The 21,893-nt window shown below is 58.1% G+C and carries 20 protein-coding genes and 1 pseudogene; 7 read left to right on the top strand and 14 right to left on the bottom strand.

Features of this window, described 5'->3' with window-relative positions:
* Positions 1-168: 168 nt before the first annotated feature.
* Positions 169-1,980: an ABC transporter transmembrane domain-containing protein gene (locus tag AC07WT_RS36060; protein WP_494950644.1), complete on the bottom strand. Its 1,812-nt coding sequence runs from the start codon at positions 1,978-1,980 to the stop codon at positions 169-171.
* Between the two features lie 231 nt (positions 1,981-2,211).
* On the opposite strand from AC07WT_RS36060, the gene AC07WT_RS36055 reads away from it, so the two are divergent.
* A complete protein-coding gene (locus tag AC07WT_RS36055) occupies positions 2,212-2,421 on the top strand; it encodes a hypothetical protein (RefSeq protein ID WP_494950643.1) in 210 nt (69 codons plus the stop codon).
* 332 nt (positions 2,422-2,753) lie between these two features.
* Here AC07WT_RS36055 and AC07WT_RS36050 read toward each other — a convergent pair whose 3' ends face one another.
* The 9 genes from AC07WT_RS36050 to AC07WT_RS36010 form a co-directional block, all read right to left on the bottom strand.
* Complete coding sequence (locus AC07WT_RS36050; protein ID WP_492591220.1) at positions 2,754-3,101, bottom strand: MTH938/NDUFAF3 family protein; 348 nt, start codon at positions 3,099-3,101, stop codon at positions 2,754-2,756.
* Between the two features lie 1,015 nt (positions 3,102-4,116).
* On the bottom strand, positions 4,117-4,764 hold the full coding sequence (locus AC07WT_RS36045) for a hypothetical protein (RefSeq protein ID WP_494950642.1): 648 nt from the start codon (positions 4,762-4,764) through the stop codon (positions 4,117-4,119).
* 124 nt (positions 4,765-4,888) lie between these two features.
* Positions 4,889-5,590, bottom strand: a complete 702-nt coding sequence (locus tag AC07WT_RS36040) for an Imm50 family immunity protein (RefSeq protein ID WP_494950641.1) — start codon at positions 5,588-5,590, stop codon at positions 4,889-4,891.
* Positions 5,591-6,217: 627 nt separating this feature from the next.
* Positions 6,218-7,774: an IS66 family transposase gene (gene tnpC, locus AC07WT_RS36035; RefSeq protein ID WP_494950640.1), complete on the bottom strand. Its 1,557-nt coding sequence runs from the start codon at positions 7,772-7,774 to the stop codon at positions 6,218-6,220.
* A gap of 67 nt (positions 7,775-7,841) precedes the next feature.
* On the bottom strand, positions 7,842-8,177 hold the full coding sequence (gene tnpB / locus AC07WT_RS36030) for an IS66 family insertion sequence element accessory protein TnpB (RefSeq protein WP_494950639.1): 336 nt from the start codon (positions 8,175-8,177) through the stop codon (positions 7,842-7,844).
* Positions 8,174-8,569: an IS66-like element accessory protein TnpA gene (gene tnpA / locus AC07WT_RS36025; protein WP_494950638.1), complete on the bottom strand. Its 396-nt coding sequence runs from the start codon at positions 8,567-8,569 to the stop codon at positions 8,174-8,176. The genes tnpB and tnpA overlap by 4 nt, the downstream gene beginning before the upstream one ends.
* A 394-nt stretch (positions 8,570-8,963) precedes the next feature.
* A complete protein-coding gene (locus tag AC07WT_RS36020) occupies positions 8,964-9,608 on the bottom strand; it encodes a hypothetical protein (protein ID WP_494950637.1) in 645 nt (214 codons plus the stop codon).
* 557 nt (positions 9,609-10,165) lie between these two features.
* The gene (locus AC07WT_RS36015) at positions 10,166-10,555 is read right to left on the bottom strand and encodes a hypothetical protein (RefSeq protein ID WP_494950636.1); all 390 of its coding nucleotides are present in this window, start codon (positions 10,553-10,555) and stop codon (positions 10,166-10,168) included.
* A gap of 193 nt (positions 10,556-10,748) precedes the next feature.
* A complete protein-coding gene (locus tag AC07WT_RS36010; protein WP_492592956.1) occupies positions 10,749-10,985 on the bottom strand; it encodes a hypothetical protein in 237 nt (78 codons plus the stop codon).
* 619 nt (positions 10,986-11,604) lie between these two features.
* Here AC07WT_RS36010 and AC07WT_RS36005 point away from each other — a divergent pair.
* Positions 11,605-12,618, top strand: coding sequence for an IS110 family RNA-guided transposase (locus tag AC07WT_RS36005; RefSeq protein ID WP_494948505.1), 1,014 nt, complete (start codon positions 11,605-11,607; stop codon positions 12,616-12,618).
* Between the two features lie 552 nt (positions 12,619-13,170).
* Here the strand turns inward: AC07WT_RS36005 and AC07WT_RS36000 are convergent.
* On the bottom strand, positions 13,171-13,653 hold the full coding sequence (locus AC07WT_RS36000) for a hypothetical protein (RefSeq protein WP_494950635.1): 483 nt from the start codon (positions 13,651-13,653) through the stop codon (positions 13,171-13,173).
* Positions 13,654-14,334: 681 nt separating this feature from the next.
* Between AC07WT_RS36000 and AC07WT_RS35995 the strand changes: the two are divergent.
* A pseudogene (locus AC07WT_RS35995) lies at positions 14,335-14,445 on the top strand (YciI family protein); the annotation flags it as partial.
* Positions 14,446-14,948: 503 nt separating this feature from the next.
* The gene (locus AC07WT_RS35990) at positions 14,949-15,347 is read left to right on the top strand and encodes a hypothetical protein (RefSeq protein ID WP_494950634.1); all 399 of its coding nucleotides are present in this window, start codon (positions 14,949-14,951) and stop codon (positions 15,345-15,347) included.
* 679 nt (positions 15,348-16,026) lie between these two features.
* Here the strand turns inward: AC07WT_RS35990 and AC07WT_RS35985 are convergent.
* The gene (locus AC07WT_RS35985; protein ID WP_494950633.1) at positions 16,027-16,911 is read right to left on the bottom strand and encodes a LysR family transcriptional regulator; all 885 of its coding nucleotides are present in this window, start codon (positions 16,909-16,911) and stop codon (positions 16,027-16,029) included.
* 199 nt (positions 16,912-17,110) lie between these two features.
* Here AC07WT_RS35985 and AC07WT_RS35980 point away from each other — a divergent pair, with 199 nt between their 5' ends.
* The 3 genes from AC07WT_RS35980 (at position 17,111) to AC07WT_RS35970 (ending at position 19,843) form a co-directional block, all read left to right on the top strand.
* The gene (locus tag AC07WT_RS35980; RefSeq protein ID WP_494950632.1) at positions 17,111-17,539 is read left to right on the top strand and encodes an ester cyclase; all 429 of its coding nucleotides are present in this window, start codon (positions 17,111-17,113) and stop codon (positions 17,537-17,539) included.
* Between the two features lie 622 nt (positions 17,540-18,161).
* Positions 18,162-18,476 (top strand): DUF3303 domain-containing protein, encoded by a 315-nt coding sequence (locus tag AC07WT_RS35975; RefSeq protein WP_492595271.1) that lies wholly within the window; start codon positions 18,162-18,164, stop codon positions 18,474-18,476.
* 722 nt (positions 18,477-19,198) lie between these two features.
* Positions 19,199-19,843: a hypothetical protein gene (locus tag AC07WT_RS35970; protein ID WP_494950631.1), complete on the top strand. Its 645-nt coding sequence runs from the start codon at positions 19,199-19,201 to the stop codon at positions 19,841-19,843.
* A gap of 319 nt (positions 19,844-20,162) precedes the next feature.
* Here the strand turns inward: AC07WT_RS35970 and AC07WT_RS35965 are convergent, their stop codons facing one another.
* Positions 20,163-21,431, bottom strand: coding sequence for an RNA polymerase sigma factor (locus AC07WT_RS35965; RefSeq protein WP_492594790.1), 1,269 nt, complete (start codon positions 21,429-21,431; stop codon positions 20,163-20,165).
* Positions 21,428-21,799 (bottom strand): YciI family protein, encoded by a 372-nt coding sequence (locus AC07WT_RS35960; RefSeq protein WP_494950630.1) that lies wholly within the window; start codon positions 21,797-21,799, stop codon positions 21,428-21,430. The genes AC07WT_RS35965 and AC07WT_RS35960 overlap by 4 nt, the downstream gene beginning before the upstream one ends.
* Positions 21,800-21,893 lie beyond the last annotated feature (94 nt).

The following is a 21,893-nucleotide window of genomic DNA, read 5'->3' as shown; positions in this document are numbered from 1 at the left end:
CGCCTCACGCAACCTCGTCATGTCGACCCGTTTGGGCCATTCAGCCGCGGCTCTTGATGATCCGCTCGGGCCACCATGAGCCTGTCGTTCGCGAAGCATGTATCTGTGGCTGGTCGGTCCTTGCGGACGGTTGTGGATCGCCGTCGTTGGGTGAGCTCGATCGTGTCTTCACGCAGAGTCGACGTGATCGCGCACGGCGCCGCGCTGCACCGTCTGCACCAGCGGCTCGCCGAACTGCAGGGCGGCAAGCTGCGTATAGAGCGGCGAGGTCTGAAGGAGATCGGCGTGACGGCCCTGCGCGACGATGCGACCTTGTTCCAGCACGACAATGCGGTCGGCTTGTTGTACGGTCGCGAGGCGGTGCGCGATGACCAGCGTGGTGCGATTCTGCGCGGCATTGTTCAGCGCCAGTTGTACCAGTCGTTCACTGGCGGCATCGAGCGCGCTGGTGGCCTCGTCGAGCAGCAGGATGGGCGGATTCTTCAGGATCGCGCGGGCGATCGCGATGCGCTGACGCTGTCCACCAGAAAGCCGCACCCCGCGCTCGCCGAGAAACGTGTCGTAGCGTTGCGGCAGTTCTTCGATAAAGTCGGCCGCGGCGGCCATTTCGGCGGCCTGCTGAACTTGAGCGAGTGTGGCTTCGGGCGCGCCGTAGCGGATGTTGTCGAGCACGCTGCCTGAAAAGATCACCGATTCCTGCAGTACCGCCCCGATTTCCCGGCGCAACTCGGCAAGCGGCACATGCCGTGTCGGGACGCCGTTGATCAGAATGCTGCCGGCCTGCGGGTCGTAAAAGCGCAGCAGCAGTTGGAACAGGGTGGTCTTGCCGGCGCCGGACGGTCCGACCAACGCGACATGCTCGCCCGGGCGGACATCGAGCGAGAGGCCGGAGAGCGCGGCGATGCCGGGGCGGGACGGATACGAAAAGCTGACGTTGTCGAAGCGGATGCCGTCCCCGTGCGTCGGCAGCCGAACGGCGGCCTCGGCCTGCGCCACCGGCGAGCGCGCCGCCAGCAGTTGCAGCAGTCGCTCGGTGGCGCCGGCAGCCCGCTGCAGATCGCCCCACACCTCGGCGACCGCCCCCACAGCCCCGGCGGTGATCACTGCGTAGAGGATGAACTGGGACAATTGGCCAGCCGTCATGTGCCCGGCCAGCACCGCCTGCGCGCCTAACCACAGGACGAAGACGATAGCCGCGAACACCAGCACGATGACCACGGCGGTCAGCCAGGCGCGCGCCCGAATGCGCGTGAGCGCCGTCTCGAATGCCGCTTCCGCCATGCCAGCAAACCGCCGCGCCTCGCGGGGCTCCTGCGTAAACGATTGCACGGTCGGCATGGCATTGAGCACCTCCCCCGCCAGCGCGCTCGCGTTCGCTACCTTGTCCTGGCTCGCACGCGAGAGCCTCCGCACGCGCCGCCCGAAAATGACGATGGGTGCGACCACCACCACCAGCGTGGCCATGATGTAGCCCGACAGCACAGGGCTCGTCACCGCGAGCATCGCCAAGCCGCCGGTAAGCAGGAAGAAGTTGCGCAACCCCATAGACAGGCTGGTGCCCACCACCGTCTGGATCAACGTGGTGTCCGTGGTGAGTCGCGACAGCACCTCGCCGCTCTGCGTGGTCTCGAAGAATTGCGGACTCATCCCCAGCACGTGCTCGTAGACCGCCTTCCGCAAGTCGGCCGTGACCCGCTCGCCGAGCCACGACACCAAATAGAAGCGCAGCGCCGTGGCCCCGGCCAGTACCAGCGAAACGGCGAATAGCGCCAGGAAATAGCGATCGATGTGCGCCCGGTTGCCGCCGGCGAAGCCCCGGTCGATCAGATATTTGAACGTTACCGGCAACGCCAGGGTCGCACCCGCGGACGTCACCAGCGCCACGAAGGCGAGCGCCCAGCGTCCGGTATAAGGGCGCAGGAAGGGCAACAGCGCGAACAGGGGACTGATACGCGGAGTAGACGGGGCGACATCTGGCATGAGGATTCCTGAACGGATCGAGGCTCCCCTCGATTGTGCCAGTCCTGCAGATTCGGAGTCAGTCCGCCTGCATGCTTGTCATTGATCCATGAGGGCTCATGGCTCGCTTACACCGCTGCGGACTGCCCGCCTGTCTGACTACGCGCCGTTCAGCGATCTGCTTCCACATGCTTGCTGCGACTGCGCATCTGTATCAAGATCAAGTCGCCTCATCAGGAACAAGCGACTCCCATGACAAACGATCCCGACCTCGATCCTGACTCCGATCCCGGCAAACTGAAAGGCCCCGGCGGCATGACGTTGCGGCAGATCCACGAACAGGTACAGAAGAGCGTCGAGCGCGACCGCGAAGCGCAGGCTGCGCACAACTCACCCGCTCCGCCGCAACGCCGGTGGCAGCGGTGGGTGCGCTATGTATGGGGCCGCAGCGGACGTCGCTAGCCACGGTTTGATAAGGAATGTGCCGGTCGCCAGCAGGTTTCTCAGGAATTGAGCCGTATTGCCACTCAGCGCCGTTTCGCTCCGGCCAACCCGAAATTTGAACGCCCGTAGGTCAGCAACGTTGCTAGCCGGGTCCGGCCCTATGTTGGTGTTGCTCGTGAGCGGTCCGTCATTAGGACCGGATAGCCGCCGTCGCAGCCGGGAAAGCCGAAACTGACGCTGTCGCGACAAACGACAACCCGTTTTGGCAGCGCATATTTCGCCTACAGTCGCCACCACCCGACCAGGATTCAATACGCACTCGAACCCGGAAACCCGCGCCAATGCGCGGTCTAGCACGTGACATGCAGGATCGCATTGGTCTGGTCAGGGTGCTCCTTGAGTTTGGCGATAGCTTCCGCTGTCGGCAGGATAACCAATTCGACTTGCCGACGCTGTGCCTCGTGCTTCACCTCTTCCATCACCGGTAACGCCCCGGTGCCGGTGCCAATCACGAGCCGGCGGCACTTCCAGGGTATGTCCTCCTGCGCGGACAGCGGTGTGTGCCCGAAGGCCTCGCGGAACGGCTTGGAGGGTTTCTTCGTGCGTTTGCGAATCTGCCCGTGGTCGATCACCACGTCATGCTGGTAGGTGACCCCATCAATGCGGATGGAACCAAACGAAAATGCTTCGAAGCGCATACCCACCTCCGCCGGTTTCGTGCTGGCAGCGACTCCCTCAGTCAAGGCCCATCGGATTGATGTCCGACACGAATAATTATAGGTTGGAACCATTTGCCGGCAAACCGCGCGAGCCGACTGAGGCGACCGACGACATCGACGATTCGGAGGTGATGTCACGAGTGCCATTGAGAAGGCCGCTTGGGGTAGGGATTCGCGAACTACCGGTATCGACCCATTTGCGTCCTTCGCTGTTCCGCAAAGCGGTCATTCGTATGAGCCAAACACACAACTAGGGTCATACTCATTAATCGAGGCCACCAACTCGACAGCCGCTTCATTAGACGCTGGATCCAAGTATGCATGTCCGGACCGGTCACTGGCAGCAAGCGCCTTAAGTTGCTCGGCAACCTTCTCTGATTCGGACGCAGATATGTCCCATTCAAAGTCGCTTTCATGGCGAGATAAGCGACCGCGGTGGTGTGCAGTGGGAACGAATCGTAACCTCGTGAGCGAGGTCATTGCCCCCCACTCAATAGCGACTAATTGCCGTCCGGAAATCCGCTCCGCGAGCCAAAGAAAGGACTCGGGATTACCTAAGACCAACAGCGTTGGCTCAGAAAAGTCGACAATGCCGATATGCAGTGTAAATTGTTCATTAGGCATGGCTTGAGCGGCGGAAGACCGCCGTGAGGTTCGTTTTCCAGAGGGGAATTAGTGCGTCAACTTCCGTACTCAATGTTAATCGCAAGACGGCTGTCGGAGTGCTCAAAGTTTGGTGCTTCAGATTGTCGCCAATCTAGCACCATCAGTCCAATGACCGCACCTGGCCGCGCACCGCCTCATGCAAACCGCATCGGCGGCTCGACCTCCCTCGGTGTCGATCGACAAAACGCGACCCGCAACGGACCTTCCGGTATCTCGAAAGCAGACATTCAGCACCTCAATTCACCAGCCCGCATGATGTTCCGGCTGTGAGGAATACGTTTCGCCAGTAGCTACGTTTGACGAATCTAAGAAAATTCGATGTCATCCCTTAGGAGATACTCGTCTTGCCGTTCAACAGGCTCAAGGAACCCCAGATGTAGAAAGACGGGGTGCGCCGCTGAATCCCGGATCGATAGATGCCGACGCCGCTTATGAGATGGCGATCACCTAGGTACGGAGCCTGCAATTGCCACGCGTGCCATAGAACCTCCGATTCGGTGAACGCATGGCCGTCTTGCGAATGGACTAAGGTTGCCGGCTTCTGGCTGCCCTTTGGACCGAAAGGTGCGAGGTAGATTGCCGGCGCCTTCAGAAGCGACGCACCATCGCTCGTGCGTTTATGACCTCGTGCTTGGGCGATCTGTTGGGCCAGTTGCGATAGAGATTCGGGCGTTTGGTCATACCAGCTCAACGATTCGAACTGCGCGTAGGCCAAGGGAAGATCAGGCCTGTGAATGCTGACCTCGAGTTCCGTGTATTCATCGGTCAGCAGATAATGCGCCCGTGACAAGAACAAGGTGCGTCGCACGCGGTAGTAGCTAAAGGTGCCGGACAGGTTCTTCATGCCCCAAGCTTGCCTGTGTGGCCGCCAGGCGTCATACATGACCACATCTTCATCAAACGCGATCACGCGAACAGGATGCCCTGTCCAATCCGTTTGGAAAACAGCACCAAGTTCGAGTGGCGGGTAGTTCATGTGTAACTATCCTTTCTACACGGACCAAGCAGGCGTATCGCTCTCTCGCCACCGAAGCGTCACACAATGCTCGACATAACGCGGACCGTCGTGCCTTTGGAGAAGGAATGTCGATATCGCGCAACTAGTCACTGTCGGGCAAATACGGTTCAACGCGCACCACGCGCGCAACTGCGCAATAGAGCAGGAACGAAAAGCCAGTTGACGGATCCAGATCGACCTGGATGCGGCCATCATCGCACCGCGAAAAACGCAAGTCATTGATCCACGAGGGATGGGTTACGTTTTCTGTGACGAACTCCTCCCCCTCCACGTCCTTGAGCAGAAACGTAACCTTGCAATGCTCGTCATTACCTTTCCATGCCGGATTGTCCTGCCCCCAGTGATGAAGTGTGAACTCCATGTCCGTATGCCCTTTTCCACTGGACGCGCGTCGACGCAGGGTTACGGAAAGCAGTTCGGCATCGTGAAACTCAGGCCAGTAGCCGAAGATGCGACGAATCAGCCACGCATCGTTGACCGCGCCCTCGTCGGTTTCCTTGCAGTTCCTGTATCGGTCCGATTCCCATGACTCCGGCAACCTCTCTACCATCTCCTCCAGCATGTTTCGGAGGTATTTTTCCGCTTGTTCGTGCGTGCCCCGGAAATTCAGCACGCTTGCCCCACTCCCTAGGCGGCCATCGCAAGCTTCCTGCACAATTTCGAAACCGTAGATAAACGTCCCGTCGTCGCGCTGATAGAGGTGGTAACCGATGTCATAAGTCAGGCCGCGTGCGTTCTTGCGGATGTACTTGAACGTATTCTCGCAATTTGACTGAAGTCTCATTTGCCTCCCCCGCTTATATAAACCAGCTGGATCGGATCGCCTGGCTCTCACCGCCGCCAACGCCACTCGATAGCCCTCATTTGACATCCATCCAGATTGCGGGAGTGCGTCGCGCGCTCCTGCGGCCCCCGTTCAATTCCTTACTTCAACAGACCAGGGGCCAGTGTACGTTGGCCCCGCACTCATAGGTCTGACGATCAAATCGACCTTTTTTGAATCTAAAACCATTACTTCTGTTGGATCAGATTGCCAAGCATCCTCATTCCCCGCACGGGGATCGTACGGGTCAGAAGAGTATGACACGACGACATGGCGACCGGATGTGACTCTTAGGCATTTATGGGTTCCGCCAAATAATGACATGACTCGCCTTCCATCAAGACGGACGTGAGCAGGTCGAATATTAAGAACTCCACCATCCTCAGCCCGGGAGAAACACATTAATCCACTACCAGCGAAAGATTGAGCGGAACCAAAATAGAGTACGCAAAACAAGATAATTCCATTCGTTAGCAATCTTCTCATGGCTATCCTCGTAGTGTGTTGAATCAGAGCGGTTATTTATTGCCTACGTTCGCCTAAGGGTAAGCGCCCGGTGATCCCAGGGGTTCGGCAGCCGACGTCAGCCTACTGTTGGAGCTGAGGCTGCCAGAGGTGCGGCAACAACTCGTCAAGCCGGCTGGCGGGCTGTGTAGGGAGCCGCGTCAGGATGTCTTTCAGATAGGCATAGGGATCGTGCCCATTAAGCTTGGCCGACTGGATGAGACTCATCATTGCAGCTGATCGCTTGCCTGCTCGCGCGGAACCCGCGAAGAGCCAGTTCCCTCCGCTGACGGCAATCGGCCTTATTTGGTTCTCGCACCAATTGTTATCGACGGGAAGCTGCGGATCGTCGAGATATCGGGTGAGCGCTGCCCACCGCCGCAGACTGTAGTCGAGCGCCTTCGCTATGGACGAACCTTCGTTCACGTGTGCACGCTGCAGAACCATCCAGGTGTGCAATGCTTCGGCGACGGGACGCGCGCATCGTTGGCGAAGTTCCAATCGATTCTCGGGGGAGAGATCACGCGCCTCGCGCTCGACATCGTACAGCTGGCTGATGTAGCGCAAGGCATCTTCGGCAATCTGGCTTCGACTGGCAACATGCAAGTCGTAGAACTTACGGCGCGCGTGGGCCAGGCAACCAACCTCGGTCACGCCCTGGGCAAACAGCTGCTTATAACCTGCGAAGTCATCGCACACCAATTGGCCGCGCCATGGATCGAGGAAGGCGCGCGCATGTTCGCCCGCGCGGCTCTCGGCGAAGTCATAGACAACCGCCTTCATCTGTTCGAATGCCCCGGGGCAATAAGTCCAGAGATAAGCGCGATGCGTCTTCCCCTTTCCCGGACTGAGCATCGCAATCGGTGTCTCGTCGGCGTGCAACACGCGATGCTTCAGTATCTTCTCTTTCAGCGCGTCAACTAACGGCTGCAGTTGAACGCCACACATGCCCACCCATTGGCCCAGCGTCGATCGGGGAATGGCCAGGCCGGCACGCGCGAAGATGCGTTCTTGTCTGTACAGCGGAAGGTGATCGCCGTGTTTCGAAACAAGCACGTGAGCCAGCAAGCCCGACGTTGGAATGCCCTTATCGATGACGTGCGCCGGCACCGGTGCCTGAGTTAAGGTTTCGCAGTGAGCGCACACCCATTTGCCACGAACATGACGCTCGACGGTGAACACGCCCGGCGTGTAATCGAGCTTCTCGCTGACATCCTCGCCGATGCGCTTGAGCTCACAGCCACAGCCGCAGACGGTCGACTCGGGCTCGTGATGGACATTGACACGTGGAAGGTTCGCCGGAAGCGGCGCCCGTCGCGGTTTGTTCGGCACGTCTTTCGTCTTCGGCTCGGTGGACAGCCTCTCCAACTCGAGTTCGATGGCTGCCAAATCGCTGTCGATGGTCTCATCGAGCAAGCTTTGCTGCTCGTGACTGAGCTTCTCGCTTCGGGCGGCAAACTTCCAGCGCTTAAGTACGGCCATCTCGTGCGTGAGTTGCGCGAGCTTCGCGTCGCTGAATCGTAGTGCTGCTTCCGTGCGATCGACGATGTGTTGTTTCGCCTGGACTTCGGACATCAATTCCAGGGCGAGCGCACGCAGTTCGTCTGCGCTCATGTCCTGGAGTTGTGTCCTATCGATCATGACCAATAGTGTGCCAAAGGCCGTGCGACAAGGGTATTGGCACACGCACCGATTGCCGCAGACCGGCTCACACCACACGAATCACGCCGTCTTGACCAATGCGTTGCCACGGCAATCCGAGCACGAGTCCGGCCAGTTGCTCCTGCGTGATCGGCCGACGCGTATCGGTACCGGGCTGCGGCCAGACGAACTGTCCCTGGTTCAGCCGTCGTGCTGCCAGCCAGATTCCGATTCCGTCGTGTACGAGCACCTTCATGCGGTTGGCCCGACGGTTGGTGAAGAGATAGGCGTGGTGCGGATGCGCCGCGTCAAACACGGCGACCACGCGCGCGAGTACCGTATCGAAACCTGCTCGCATGTCCAGCGGGTCAACCGCGAGCCACGCCTCGTCGATGCGGATCATTTCAGCCACTCGCGCAGCCACGCTGCGCACTGGGCCGCGTCTGATGTCGGCCAACTGACCGTGATTGATTGTTGGCCACGCCGCACCTCGACGCGAATTTCCCTTTGATGATCATTCGCGTCGCTCAGTTGAAGTGGGACGAAAGCAGGTGGTATGGGCGCCGCCGCTGACGGCTTCATTGCCACGACGTCACTGCCCGTCGTCGTTGCGCCGCTCTCGGCTTTCTCCAACCAACGCCGCAGCAAGTTGGCGTTCAGTTTATGCATCAACGCGATCGCGGCAACCGACACGCCTGGTCCTTGGCAGGCTGCCACTACTTCCGCTTTGAATTCATCCGTGTATCGCCGCCGTTTGCGGCGCCCCGAGGGTGCATCTTGGTCAATAGTGTTCACGTGTCCACCTATTCGTTAAGTGGACACGATGCTCCCAAGGCTGCTACGTCGATTCAAGATGCCATCACCGGCCGCTTACGCCTAAGGAGAATGGCTTCATCAAATTCGCCGATCGTCGCGAAGTATTCTAAAGACTCTGAAATCAGCGATTTTGGGCCGACGATCCACAGACACAACGAGCCATGTGAGACGCGCTCGCGTACAACATCTTCAAACTTCCGGTCGATATCACCTTCAACCGCAAAGCAGACCGTGGCGAAAGACCGCAAATGGCCCGAACCCGGTCCGATGTCGAAATTCCGCAGGCGACCCTGAGCAATCAGTCGAATCCCCCGAGAAGAGGCGTTCGATGCACCCTATGGTGGGAGGGATGGCAATTTACTACCGTCTCCAGTCATGAGGTGTTTTGCTGGCTTGCACCCGTTCGTGCTTTGGCCGCGAGAATGTATGCGTCTGTCTGCCACTCCTCGTAGCCTAGAAGGAACCCCTCCATGCGTTCAAGCGATTCGTTCCAGCCAGTCACTTCTCCTGTATGCCAAAGAAGTATATAGGCGTCGATCCGCCACGCTTCGTCAGGTCGCGCATACAAAACGCGCCTTGTACGGTAGCCTTTGAGAACCTTTGTTCCGACGTACTCTCTCTTTACAAATCGTCCAGCCGCCACATAAGGGTCGAATAGCCGCTCTGGAATCACACTGTCGTCTGTCAACGATGGATATTCGTCGGCGAAAGCGGCAAAGGGTTTCACGCCGTCAAGCATCAGCGCAAGCTCCCGATCTGTGTGGACCTGGTAAGGAAGGTCGTCAAGCCAATGACGGGGTCTCAGAATTGCTGAGGCCGATTCTCCAACCGAGAAACCGAAATGCGCTGAGATTCTAGCCGTGTCGTGCGCGTCTAACTCATAGACACAATGTGCATCAAATTCCTCGTCCTCCAGTAAAGAGGAAACGACAGACGGATCTGGCAGTTCGATCGCAAAGCTCTTTGCAGGACACGCCGTGTTCGCATCGATGATTTCGAGGATGAATTTAGCGATCATGTCGGAGTGCCCAAAGTTTGGTGCTTCAGATTGTCGCCAATCTAGCACCATCAGTCCAATGACCGCACCTGGCCGACCTCAGCCTGACGCTGATCGGTACGAACGCGACCCAAGCGGGCGCTCGCGCACGGCCCTTATGGCTGGGTTTGCACCGCGACGACGACCAATTCGCTGTCTCCAACTTCAATAGTTTTTCTCCATACGTGTTTAGCATTCGACACAGGCAGAAACTCGCCTCGGTATGCCTTGCCCACCAATTCCCGCTGAAGGACAGGCGTAAGCCCAGGAAGTGCTCCAATCGGAATATTGGAGCACCACGTAGACACGAAGCCTTTGTAATTACTGTGGCTACCTTGACTTATATGAGTCGAACCCTTGAAGGAAACCACATAAGTGTAAAGCGGCATGAAAATGCACCTCAACAAAGAGTGACAACTAATGGCTGCATGTGGCCCGTCACTGCCTGAGGGCGATCGGCAGCGCGCGACCCGTTGCAGCCATTCGGTCTCGGGCTCGACAAACGAAAGCAGTCATCCCACAAGCCGCTGCAGTGCTACCTAACCGCCACCGAGAAACTTGGCGTTGTTGGCCTCTGTGAACAAGCTCAACGTGGCAATCAACGTTGCCGCCTCGGCTCGGATGGGTGTCCAAACCTCATCGCTCATCGCTTGGAGATTGCGCTGCCTGCCCTGGGCGGATATCAAAAGCTCTTGCGGTATTTTATCAAGCGCGTTTATGAGCTTCCATATGTCTGCCTTTGCCTGTGTGGGCAGAAGTTCCCACTCCACGAGGTATCTGCCGGCTTGGACGTCGTCCTTCACCTCCCATGCGACGTTGTAGTCGCCCATCCTATCGCAGGCTTCATCGGGGTTGCTTGCAAGCGTCGTCACCGCGTAGATGAAGTAGTAGTAGGCGGTTCGAAAGCCCTCGTCGGATGTCAATGTCATATTGCAATTCTGCCCGTATATGTTTCAGTGGCCATCCCCAAAAACGGTCGCTCAAGCTTTCGAATGGCTTTTTATTGGCCGTGCTCCGTCGGCTATCGGCTCGTCTTTGCTTCTAACGTTCAGTTCGGGTTCTCTCGGAAGCAGTCGTTCAGAAGTCTGTCCTACAACGCGTACCGACCCAAGGTGGCCTGTTTCACAAAAAAAGTGCCCATGCCGCCAGCCCCAGCCCAATCAGCAGAAGGAGGCAACCGTTAAGACGAACTACTTTTTCTGCATATTCCGATTTAAATATAAAGGAGTAGATATCAAATAGGTCAAACCATGGATGACGCCTTCTCATTTCAATGAAAAAATTAGGCCGTATTGCCTTTGCCGCTCCGAACCCGAAACATAAAATGGAAATACAGTCGATCCAGATCTTCTCGGTCACCTGCTGCCCCTATTTAATTAGACTTCCAAGGTTCCAGCTGGCCCAAGCGTCCTGCTCCCGTTGACAGTGTCAGCGACGCTTGCTCCTTACAAACGGTTCATAAGTAGGAAGGCCACATGCTATACACGTTCGACGAGGAAACGGCCGGCTGATCTTCCAGTGCCCACGAATTTCCCATAAGAGTGGTTCCCTACATCGCGGACACGAAAAGGTTAGCGCCCAGAACATAAATACCACTATCGAAACAATACCACTGACAATCGCAACGCCGACCGCCAAATGCGCGGCCATGACCACGGACGGAATAATAAGGACGAAAAATAGCATTAGAAGCCATGCGACCGTGCACTTACGCCTTGATGTCATTTCCATCTCCCGGAATAGCGCTGACGGATGTCCGCGTTTGGCCTCATTCATCTGGCGGCTGCCTGAATGCGGTTGTTCAAACCCGGCTCTCAGCCTCGGCCGTACAAACGCCACCGTCAGAGTAGCTTCCACTAGTGGCCTGACCATCCGTCCGTCGATTGAAAATCATCTAGCGGACCTCCTGCCGCCGCCCTGCCGGGCGACGGGGTTAAAGTGAGTTTGCCAAAACCGCTTTAACCGGAAGGAGGTCATCATGAACTATAGCGGCATTGACCTGCATTCGAACAACAGCGTGGTGAGCGTGATCGACGAAACGGACCGCGTGGTCGCCGAAAAGCGGCTGCCGAACGAGCTGGCTAAGATCCTGGCGTTCCTTGCCCCGTGGCGAGCCGAGCTGGCAGGCGTCGTGGTCGAATCCACGTACAACTGGTACTGGCTTGTCGACGGCCTGCAGGCTGCCGGCTTCGTGGTCCATCTGGCCAACACCACGGCAATCAAAAAGTACGATGGGCTCAAGCACAGTGGCGACGAGACCGACGCGCGCTACCTGGCCCATTTGCTTCGTCTGGGCATCCTTCCCACCGGCACCATATTGCCGGCTGAGCACCGCCAGGTGCGCGACCTGGCCCGCAAGCGCATGCAACTGGTGCGCAGCCGCACCAGCCACATTCTCGCCGTTGAGAACATTACGGCGCGTCAGTACGGCACGCGAATCACGAGCAATCAGGTCAAGAAACTGGACCAGGCCGCTGTCGACCAGCTGCATCTCCCAGACGACGTGGCGCTCGCGGTCCGCGCCAACGTCGCGGTCATCACGACGCTCTCCGCACAGATCGCCATCGTGGAAAAGCGTCTTCAGGAAAAGGTCGCGCCACACGCGGACTACGCCCTCCTGACCACGGTGCCCGGCATCGGCCAGACGCTTGCCACCGTGATCGTACTGGAAACCGGGACCATCGAACGTTTCGCCAGCGCTGGCAACTTCGCCTCCTACGCGCGGTGCGTGGACAGCCAGCGCATGAGCAACGGCAAGAAGAAGGGCGAAGGCAATACCAGGAACGGAAATCCATACCTGTCCTGGGCATTCATCGAGGCGGCCAACTTCGCGATGCACTTTAGCGCCGAAGCCAGGCAGTTCTACGAGCGCAAGAAAGCCAGGACGAATTCAGTGATCGCACGCAAGGCCTTGGCCCACAAGCTCGCCCGTGCGTGTTTCCACATGCTGAAGGAGCGAAAACCATTTGATGTGACCCGCTGCTTCGCATAAGCGTTACGACGGCGACCGGCAAGCCCTGATCGTTGACTGGCGAAAAGCCACCCAATTGAATGGGATGCCGTGCCGCCGTCCCCGATGTGCAGCAACGCGGATCGCCGGCAACGCGAGCCAGCCCTGGATTGGTGCCGGACGTCTGGCAACCACGACTATTGTGCGAACCCAATGGACGCGTTGCGGCACCAAAGTTCTTCTGGGGTGGCAGAGCCACCAGGGCGACAGGCAACCGATGTACGCCGATCGCTTGAGCCTGATGGGTGTCTGGCGCGATCCGTCGCAGCCATGAATCGAAGAAACGGGTGCGCTCGGCTACTGCATTCGGTCAGTGCAATCGAAATCGGCTGCTCAGGCAGTCGAGGGTGTTGTTTGCTCACTTGACACCGGGCCCGCTAATGGGTGTCGACGATCAATGCGGCGATGTCGAACGTCAGAAATTGGCCGATGACTGCCTCATGCAAACCGCATGAACTTCGGAATCCCACTCCGTCGCGACCGGCAGTACGCGACCCTAAGCCGCCGGCCATGAGTCTTGGAAGCGGACGGTCATCACATTAAAGGTTCACCAGCACCAGCAACTTCTCTGTACAGTGATTCATCACATGTCACTAAGAACAAGATTGGTGTTCCAGCTCCGAGTACGTGTATCGGCCGTAAGGCAGCAATCTGTGCCCAAAATTCTTCTGTCAGTGCATCGCCGTCCTTAAGCGGTGAAAATCCAAAATGATTCACAAATGACCGATGGGGGCCAAAGTTCCTACGATTATCGTAAACGTACCACTCGTCGAAGCCCGGCGTCGGCAATTGTGAAATAGTCTCGATCCGTGGGCTAACTGCCAAGTCTCCGAGGCTGTACCAACCGCTTGCTACTTCAAAATCTGTCGGCCTGTACGGGCCACTGTCGCAGGACGCGATTGCAACATGCCTTTCTATAACTATGTTCGGGAAGCGCTGAAGAATATCTTCAAGAGAAGGATCCCAATCACTTTCCCATTCGATAACCCGATAACCAGCTCGCAAGCCTGTACGCATGATCTCTGATCTCCAGAGAATGGTTTAGCAACGCAGCCCTTCTTCGATATATCTATCATACGAAACAAATAACTGCTCAATCATGCTGAAATCTGGGATAAATATGTATTCCAATACTATAAATAGAATCTTCAGTAAAACGTGTAAACTGCCCCAAAAAAACACCAAGGCAACAAACGTCATGGCCCAAATAACCATAATGGCCAGCAACTTAAGACGATACTTCAGATACTGCGATTTGGACATTTTTTGTGGAGCCGGCCAAGCTATATAAAGAAATTTCAGCATTGTTCACCGCTAGCTATAGGTTAATTACTGATGGACTGACTGGCCTCAACCTAGGCTACGGTCAGAGTAGCTTCCATTAGTGGCTTGACCATCCGTCCGTCGATTGAAAATCATCTAGCGGGCCTCCCCACCGCCGCACTGAGACCGATGACAACCGTCTCAGGTCGACCCGCGGCGGTCATTCAAAACTCAGTCCACCGGCATTGCTGCTTGCTGGTGGCCCACAAAGGTTAAGTCACCTTATGGCCGCAGTGCACACATTTGCTAGACCAAACATTACCCCATCCAAATATCCAACCTACTTTGGTGAAGAAAAATCTTTCTCCGCAGCACGGGCATACAAATGTATAAAGCCTTACCAAAGCGCGATAAGCACGAAAGAACAGCACCCATACCCATGACGAGGCGTTGCGCATCGCCTCCATGCACCCGGCGGCCACGCTGGGCGAAGAAGGTGGATGGGTCGTCGAGCTTATCCCCGTGGATTTCTACTGGTCCCGATGAGGGCTTGGACGCGTGTCTCAAATATGCGTTGGGGCTCTGTTCTCCTCAAACACCTTCACGGCTTCGTGAGTCATCGCGACGATGCTACTTCTGGGCCGAGCGGCGACGCCTGTGATCGACCCGGAACGGACGGTAACGTCGATCCATAGCGGACATACACAGCGAGATCCAGTTCGCTCCTGCAAGCAAAATAGTCTACTCTAGGAGTTTGGTGCGATTGGCGCAGTAGTTGGTGCTGGCATAGATATCGGCAAGCAAATGTTGATTGATGGCAAGAGCGCCAAGTGTGTAAACATCGGGCCGGTTCTTACTTCGGCCGCTGCGGGTGCCTTTTCTCCAGGCCTTTTGACGTTGGGGACGAGTGTTGTTGGTAGATCTGGCGTGTCCGCATTGGGACTCGGATTCAAGGACCTAGCCATCATGCAAGGATTGTTCATTGGCACAAACACGTTGATGAAGCGTGTTTTGGGAGAGAAACCATGGGCGATCGGCAGCGATTGTGAGTGCAAGTAGTGGTGACGATTATGTCGATTTGTCGTCGTCTCGCTGAGCTCATTAAAAGAGCGTTTTCCAATCCGTGGGTCTTGTGGGCTTTGCTTACGGTACTGGGGGTAGCTTCCGCATACATGGCAACGTTTGCCAAGGAGTCACTGTCCGCCAGTCACTTGGCGGTGGGAGGAGTTTTTGGTTGCGCGGTCGGCGCAGCCTATGTTGTGGAAGTACGGCGCATTGGTACGGTCTCACTGAATCGCATGATTTGTGCGCTTATTGGAATACTTGCGGGCGTGGTGATCGGATTTCTGTTGTCGTTCTCGATCGCCGGGACATTGATTAGCGCCGTGGTCGGTCTTTTTTTAGGCGCTACCAGCAGAAATTGGATCAGTCACGTAAATCTACCATAGACCTGAACCATGCTCGTGTGACGTACCTGTTCCATTTTGACCTCGGCAAACTTGCAAGCTCAGTGCAAAAAACGTTGGCCGTACTCCCTCGCTAATCACATGTGCTCTCAATGCTCTAGCGGCCGTTCATACGTATTAGCTCTTAGGATCGCCCGTCCACCATCTCAATTCTGGTTGGCGTCCATCCGGCGTATCCGAATATCGCCTCGTTAAGTCGGGCCTGTAAGGACGGACCGTCAGGACCGCTGCAGCAATTGCCACGCAAACAGCAGAGGTAAAGAGATACCCGAGGACCCCAACTTCCCTTGTGTGCGAATGCGCACCGTCAAGTAGACGTAATGCGGTTAGCCCAAATGCCAGCCCTGTGAGCAACGACATAATCCCGAACAGACGAGCTAGGATGTTGAAGATGCTCCAATGTAGAGCCTCGTATTTCGCGTATTTCATTGTCGGGAAGGGAGGCTTTCACGAAGTGCTTGGATTTCGAAGCTTCAGATTGTCGCCAATCTGAGGGCATCAGTCCAGTGACCGCTCCTGGCCGAACCTTGCCGATCGTCGTGCGATCGACCTGTGCCTTGCCACGAGCGGCAGCACGCGACCCATCAGAGACCTTCAGCTTTCCCGGAAGCGGTCATTGGCACCGGTGGCATTTGAACAACGCTGAGGAACTATCACTTCGCTAAGCTCCGAAGTGCTCTCGCGCAAAATCCAGAAAGCTCCTCAACTTTGGCGTCACGCGGCGATCATGCGCATATAGAACGTGTAATGGCCGCGAAGGCGCCTGATAATCCGGAAGCACGACAACCAGATTGCCACGATCGAGCTCGCCCTTCGCCAGTTCTACGGGTTGAAGCATGACCCCGACGCCCGCCACTGCGGCCGCTAGCAGCACCTCTCCGTGGTCGACCATAAACCGACCCGACACCTGCACAGAGACGCGCCCCGCAGGGCCATCAAACGTCCACTCCGATCTTAGTGACGTGTGCGTAAACGCAAGACACTCGTGATGCTGGAGATCAGCGGGAGTTGTTATGCGCGGGTTTGCAGCAAGATACGACGGCGCAGCGCATAGCACCAGCCGGTATGGAGCGAGGGGTTGAGCAATCAGGCCGCTGTCCCCCAGCTCACCAATCCTGAACACAGCGTCATATCCTTCGTCGATCAAATCAACGGCTCGATTTGAAAGGGCCAAGTCCAATACGACCTGTGGAAACGCCTTTAGGTACTCCGGCAACTTCGGGGCCAAGGTGTGTATGCCGAAGCTCACCGGAGCATTCACCTTCAGACGACCGGTCGGCACCGCACGGGTTTCGGCAACGAGATTTTCAGCGGCCTCGACCTCCGCGAGGATGATCTTGGCGCGTTCGTAAAACACCCGTCCGACATCGGTCAGGCTTTGCCGACGCGTCGTTCTGTTCAGCAAGCGCACGCCCAGGTTCTGTTCGAGCAACTGAACATGCTTTCCGACAAGTTGCGGCGACATCTGAAGCGCGTCCCCGGCCGCTGAGAACGAGCCCAGTTCGACCGCTTTCGTGAAAACGCTCATGCCGGTCAAGCGATCCATTCCAAACATCCTGTTGTGAATGTTCAAAGATATCACGCATTTATCTCGATGAATTTGCAGTCTAGACTTGTTCAAGACGTCGTAAGCGCTCCCAACGCGGCACATACGCGACGCGCCGCAGCCTGCTCTACCTCTCGTTTAGCAGCGCACATGAACCACGCCGTTGCGGACGGCGGCACTCACTTACAAGGCTCAAACCATGACCGCCGAATCGAACAAACTCTTGATGTCTCGCTTTCTCGAATTCATCAACACAGCCAACGAGGTACTCGCCGACGAGCTTATTGCTGCCGACGCAATCTTCTATGTCCCTGGCCGCCCGGACTCGTTGACGGGACCACGTGGGTACATGGAAATCATTGGCATGATGCGTTCCGGTTTCCCCGACGTTCAGTGGACGCTCGAAGAAACGATCGCGGAAAACGACAAGGTTGCCGCACGATTCATCATGCGCGGTACTCACCAAGCCACCTTCTTTGGCGTGCCTGCGAGCGGTAAGAAGATTCAGGTTCAAGCCATGAACTTTTATCGTTTTTCCAGCGGGAAAATTGTCGAAGAGCGCGGGCAACCGGATCGACTTGCCCTCCTGCAGCAAATCGGTGCCGTTCCAGTCCTGAACGGAAGATAGTCGCGCCCGGCGTCGATCGGGACGACCGTGCACACGCACCTTTTTTTGCGAGTTGGATAGCCGGAGAGAGGGACCACTACGGAACCGCGAATGCATATCGAAAGCACCGTACCCAGTTTCTCCTAATGGCTACCGGTAGCGAATATCCATTACGCGGGTCGACCTTCGCCTATATGCGTATGGTTTCCCATGCGACAGTGCTCACACCGATTGCCAACGATCTTGGTCCCAGTGCCGAAGGTCCCCTTGTGGCGTGCGCGGTTCGTGCGGCCGCTTTCCGGCGCGGCCCTATTCGTGCGCAACCGGCCATGAACTGCCGCTCGCAGTTACATTTCCATCGAATTCCTTTGGCGATGAGCTAAGCTGACTTGATGGCGATCGGACCAACGCCGTCGTCGTTTGAAGCACGCTTGCGGGGCCGCCGTCGCTGGTCATCGTCGTACGTTGACGTTCGGTTCTGAACACGTAAAACGACCCTCATTGGCCGCTTTGAAGCGGTGCATAAGAAGGGCCAAAAGCAATGGGCATTCGTCGCCGCTGCTCCAGTTGTAGCTTGCTGATTCGCTAGCCCGTCCAAACGGCAAGTGTCCTGGCGACATCAATGTTTAAAAGGAGGATGGCAATGAAGTACATGATTAGCTGGTTCGAACGCACACAAGGTTCGCCTGTAGAGTACGAGAATGCCCAGAAGCGAATCCTTGATGTGTTTGGTCAGTGGAAGGCGCCAGACAACTTCAAGATCGAGTTTTTCGTGGTGCGTGTGGGAGAGTGGGGTGGGCACATGTTGGTTGACTGCGACGATCCGTTGGCGGTTCACAAAGTTTGCTCGACATTCCCTGCATTTGAATTTCGGGCGCACCCCGTAGTTGCCGTCGAGGACGCAGTCCGGGTCGAACTCGAAGCGATCGCCTGGCGAGACGGACTGAAAAGCAAGTGACATCCGAGAGGATCATGTCGCCTTCACGGCGAGTGAACCCGAGGCACGGTCCTCCTTTTTGAGGTGGCCAGCGTCCTGGCACTGCCGCCGAGCCGCGGGCTAACCCCCGCTCAGTCAGACAGCCAACGGCCTGCACCCGCGGGCCGTCGTTGACCGTAAGCGTCCGCTTCAGGGAAGGATGAACGGCGGCAGCGGGTCGAGAGTACGCATCCGCTATCCGTGAAACCCGACATTCGCGGTCGCGTAGGTTCGAATGGCAGAAAAGGAACCTGAAGCCGCCTCACGTGCGGCGACACGTGAACGTCGGCTAAGGCCGAACTCCCGTCTCCCTGTGCGGGTCGATGAACGGCCGTTGTACCTTGAAAGTCGCCGAAGTTGCCGCGCTGGGTCGACGGGCCGCAATGGGTGCGGGAGTTCAGTTGCCCGGGTTCTGCCGTCTCCTTCCATTCGATAATCGCTGTCGGCCGTAGAAAGCGAGTTTGCGAGAAGTCGATAATCGCTCGTCCGCGCATCCTCCAGCCCTTGGCGTGGATCGATCCATCCGATATCCGGCGGCAGGGACGGCGGCACAAGCCGTGCCATTGCCGCCGCGCAAGCCGGGAACAAGCGAATAGCGCAGAATAGGATCGTGAGCACCTTCAAACGCGCGTGAGAGGAAGTGGCGCCCGACTTGGGTCATTAGGGCTAGGCGTTAGCGAGACAACTTTGCTGCAGAGAGACCAATGAAGAAAGGAAAGACAAAACTTACCCGCCATGATGCTGAGCGCCTTTTCGAGGGTCTGCCCGACGGGAAGGTGAGAGTATCGAGCCGGCCCGAGAACCCATTCGAAGCAGGGGTATTCGACGTGGTCGAGCGCGTCGACGACGAAACCAAACTCTGGAAAGACAACCTCATTACTCTTCCGATGTCGATCGAGTTGCCGGCCGGCTACGAATCGGTCTCTCGCATGCGCGAGGCGATGGCGCGGGCATGGCGCGTGAAGTGGGTGAGGGAGGGTAAAAACGAGGTTGTCGCGGAGTTTCCTGAAGGATGGACCGCCGTTCGCCCTGAAAGCGGCCCCATAGAGTTGCGAGATCCGTCCGGCGTGGTCCGCGCCTTATACGGGTGGGCCAAGGATGCTGAACTCAGGATTCTGCCACGGTATCTTGTTGAGTCACAGGCGAACAGTTCAAGCGGACTAGGCAGCTTGCTTGTCCGTGATCGCGGGAACGGTCAAATTCTTGAGAGGTCGTCGACCTGGTCTGCTCAAACTGGTACCAACCATCCAGATTGGACCAGGCTGTCAGCGTGGCTCAGCTTACGCTATCCACAACATCACGACCCGCTGAGGTACTGGGAAGATTGCGAGGAAAACATCCAAAACTGAGCTGCTTCTGGGGCGCTGTTCTCGGGCAAACCGCTACACCCAGCTTGACAGAGGCGAAAGGAGGGCTGACTGCTTGATTGGGCTTCCGAGTTCGGGGCGGACCCGACGCCTGAACGTCCGACCGACGACGCATGTAAACGACGGTTTGTGGCCGAAAGCACCAGTTCGATGAACGTTCTACAAAACGGACGTTGGAATCGTACAGACTCAACCCAATTCCAGTGGGAACAGAACGGTCCGGACCGCGCAGCGCAGCGCGGGGTCTGAGCCGCGTTAGCGCGAGGCTTGCAACCTCGCGTGGCATACGCAAGGCGCCAATCTAACTTCTCGCCGATGACAGCTCGATGCGCTTGCGCTGCAGGAACCGGCGCACGGCCGGATCGCGCTCGAGTCCGATCGCGAGATCGTACGCGCCGAGCGCTTCGGCCGTCGCGCCGGCACGCGCGAGCAGATCGGCACGCGCGGCCCAGTACGGCTGGTAGTCGGCCAGCCGCGGATCGTCCGCATACGGCTCGAGCGCGTCGAGCGCCGCCTGCGGGCCGTCTCGTTCCGCCAGCGCGAGCGCGCGGTTCACCGCGACCACCGGCGACGCTGCAATCGCGAGCAGCGCATCGTAGAGCTGCACGATCTCGTCCCAGTTCGGGCGATGCGTCCGGCAGCGGTGGACGTGCGCCGACTGCAGCGCGGCCTCGAGCTGAAAGCGTCCGATTGCGTTGAATGCGCTTGCGCGCCGCAGCAATGCGTTGGCTGCGGCGATCATCGGCGCGTCCCATGTCGCCGGATCCTGAGCCGACAGCGGCACGTAGTCGCCGGCCGCATCGCGTCGCGCATCGCGCCGCGCCTGCGCATACAGCATCAACGCGAGCAGACCAAGCGTCTCCGGCTCCTCGGGCAGCAGTTCGACGAGCAGTTGTGCAAGAAACAGCGCCTCGCCGACGAGATCGCGCCGCTCGGTATCGCCGCCGACCGGATCGGTCCACCCTTCCGCATACGCCGCATAGACCGCTTCCAGCACCGCAGCGAGCCGGCCGGGCAGCTCCTCGCGCTCCGGTACGCTGAACGGAATGCCCGCTTCGCGGATCTTGTGCTTCGCCCGCACGAGGCGCTTGCTCATCGCGGCGGGCGACATCAGGAACGCGGACGCAATCGTCTTCGCTTCGAGCCCCAGCACCACCTGCAGCATCAGCGGCGTGCGAATCGCGGCCTCGAGCGCCGGGTGCGTGCACGCGAACAGCAGCGCAAGCCGCCGGTCGGGCAACATGCCTGCTTCACGCTCGTCGATCTCGTCGGCGAGGATCGCGAGCTGGTTCGCCACTTCGTCGCCGACACGGCGATGACGCGCGCCATCGACCGCCCGGCGGCGCGCAACCGTCATCAGCCACGCTTCGGGATTCGCGGGGCAGCCGCGCTCCGGCCAGTCCGCGAGCGCGGCCGCAAACGCGTCGGCCAGCGCGTCCTCGGCCGCGGCGACGTCGCGCGTGCGCATCGCCAGCAGCGCGACGAGCTTGCCGTAACTGCGGCGAGCGACCGCCTCGGCAATCGAATGCGCGGCGCCGTCAGCGTCACGGCCGCCGCCGGACGGACTCATGCAGCAGATGGCGCATCGCTGGGGGCGGTCCAGACCGGGCGCACTTCCATGAGGCCGTGCGCCGCGCCGGGACAACGCGACGCCCACGCGATCGCCGCATCCAGGTTAGGCACGTCGATCAGGTAGTAGCCGGCGAGCTGCTCCTTCGAATCGGAATACGGTCCGTCAAGCACCTGCGGCTTGCCGTCGACGAGCCGCACCGTGGTGGCCGTGTTCGTGTGCTGCAGCCGGTTGGCGCCCACCAGCGCCTCCGCTTTTTTCAACGATTCGGTGTACGCCTGATATGCGGCAACCCCTTGCTGCCGCTCGCTGTCGGTCATCTGGTTCCAGCGGTTTTCTTCCGAATAGATCATCAATAGGTATTGCATATGAGCCTCCGTCATGGGGTTAAGGCGGGTGAATTACATCGGGCCGCCATCACAATGACGCTCGGGCTGCATGCTGACGGACAAGCGGCGTCGA

This window comes from Paraburkholderia sp. GW821-FHT02A12 (assembly GCF_059422005.1).
Note: the sequence above shows the minus strand (reverse complement) of the source record. Positions and strands in the feature narration are given on the sequence as shown.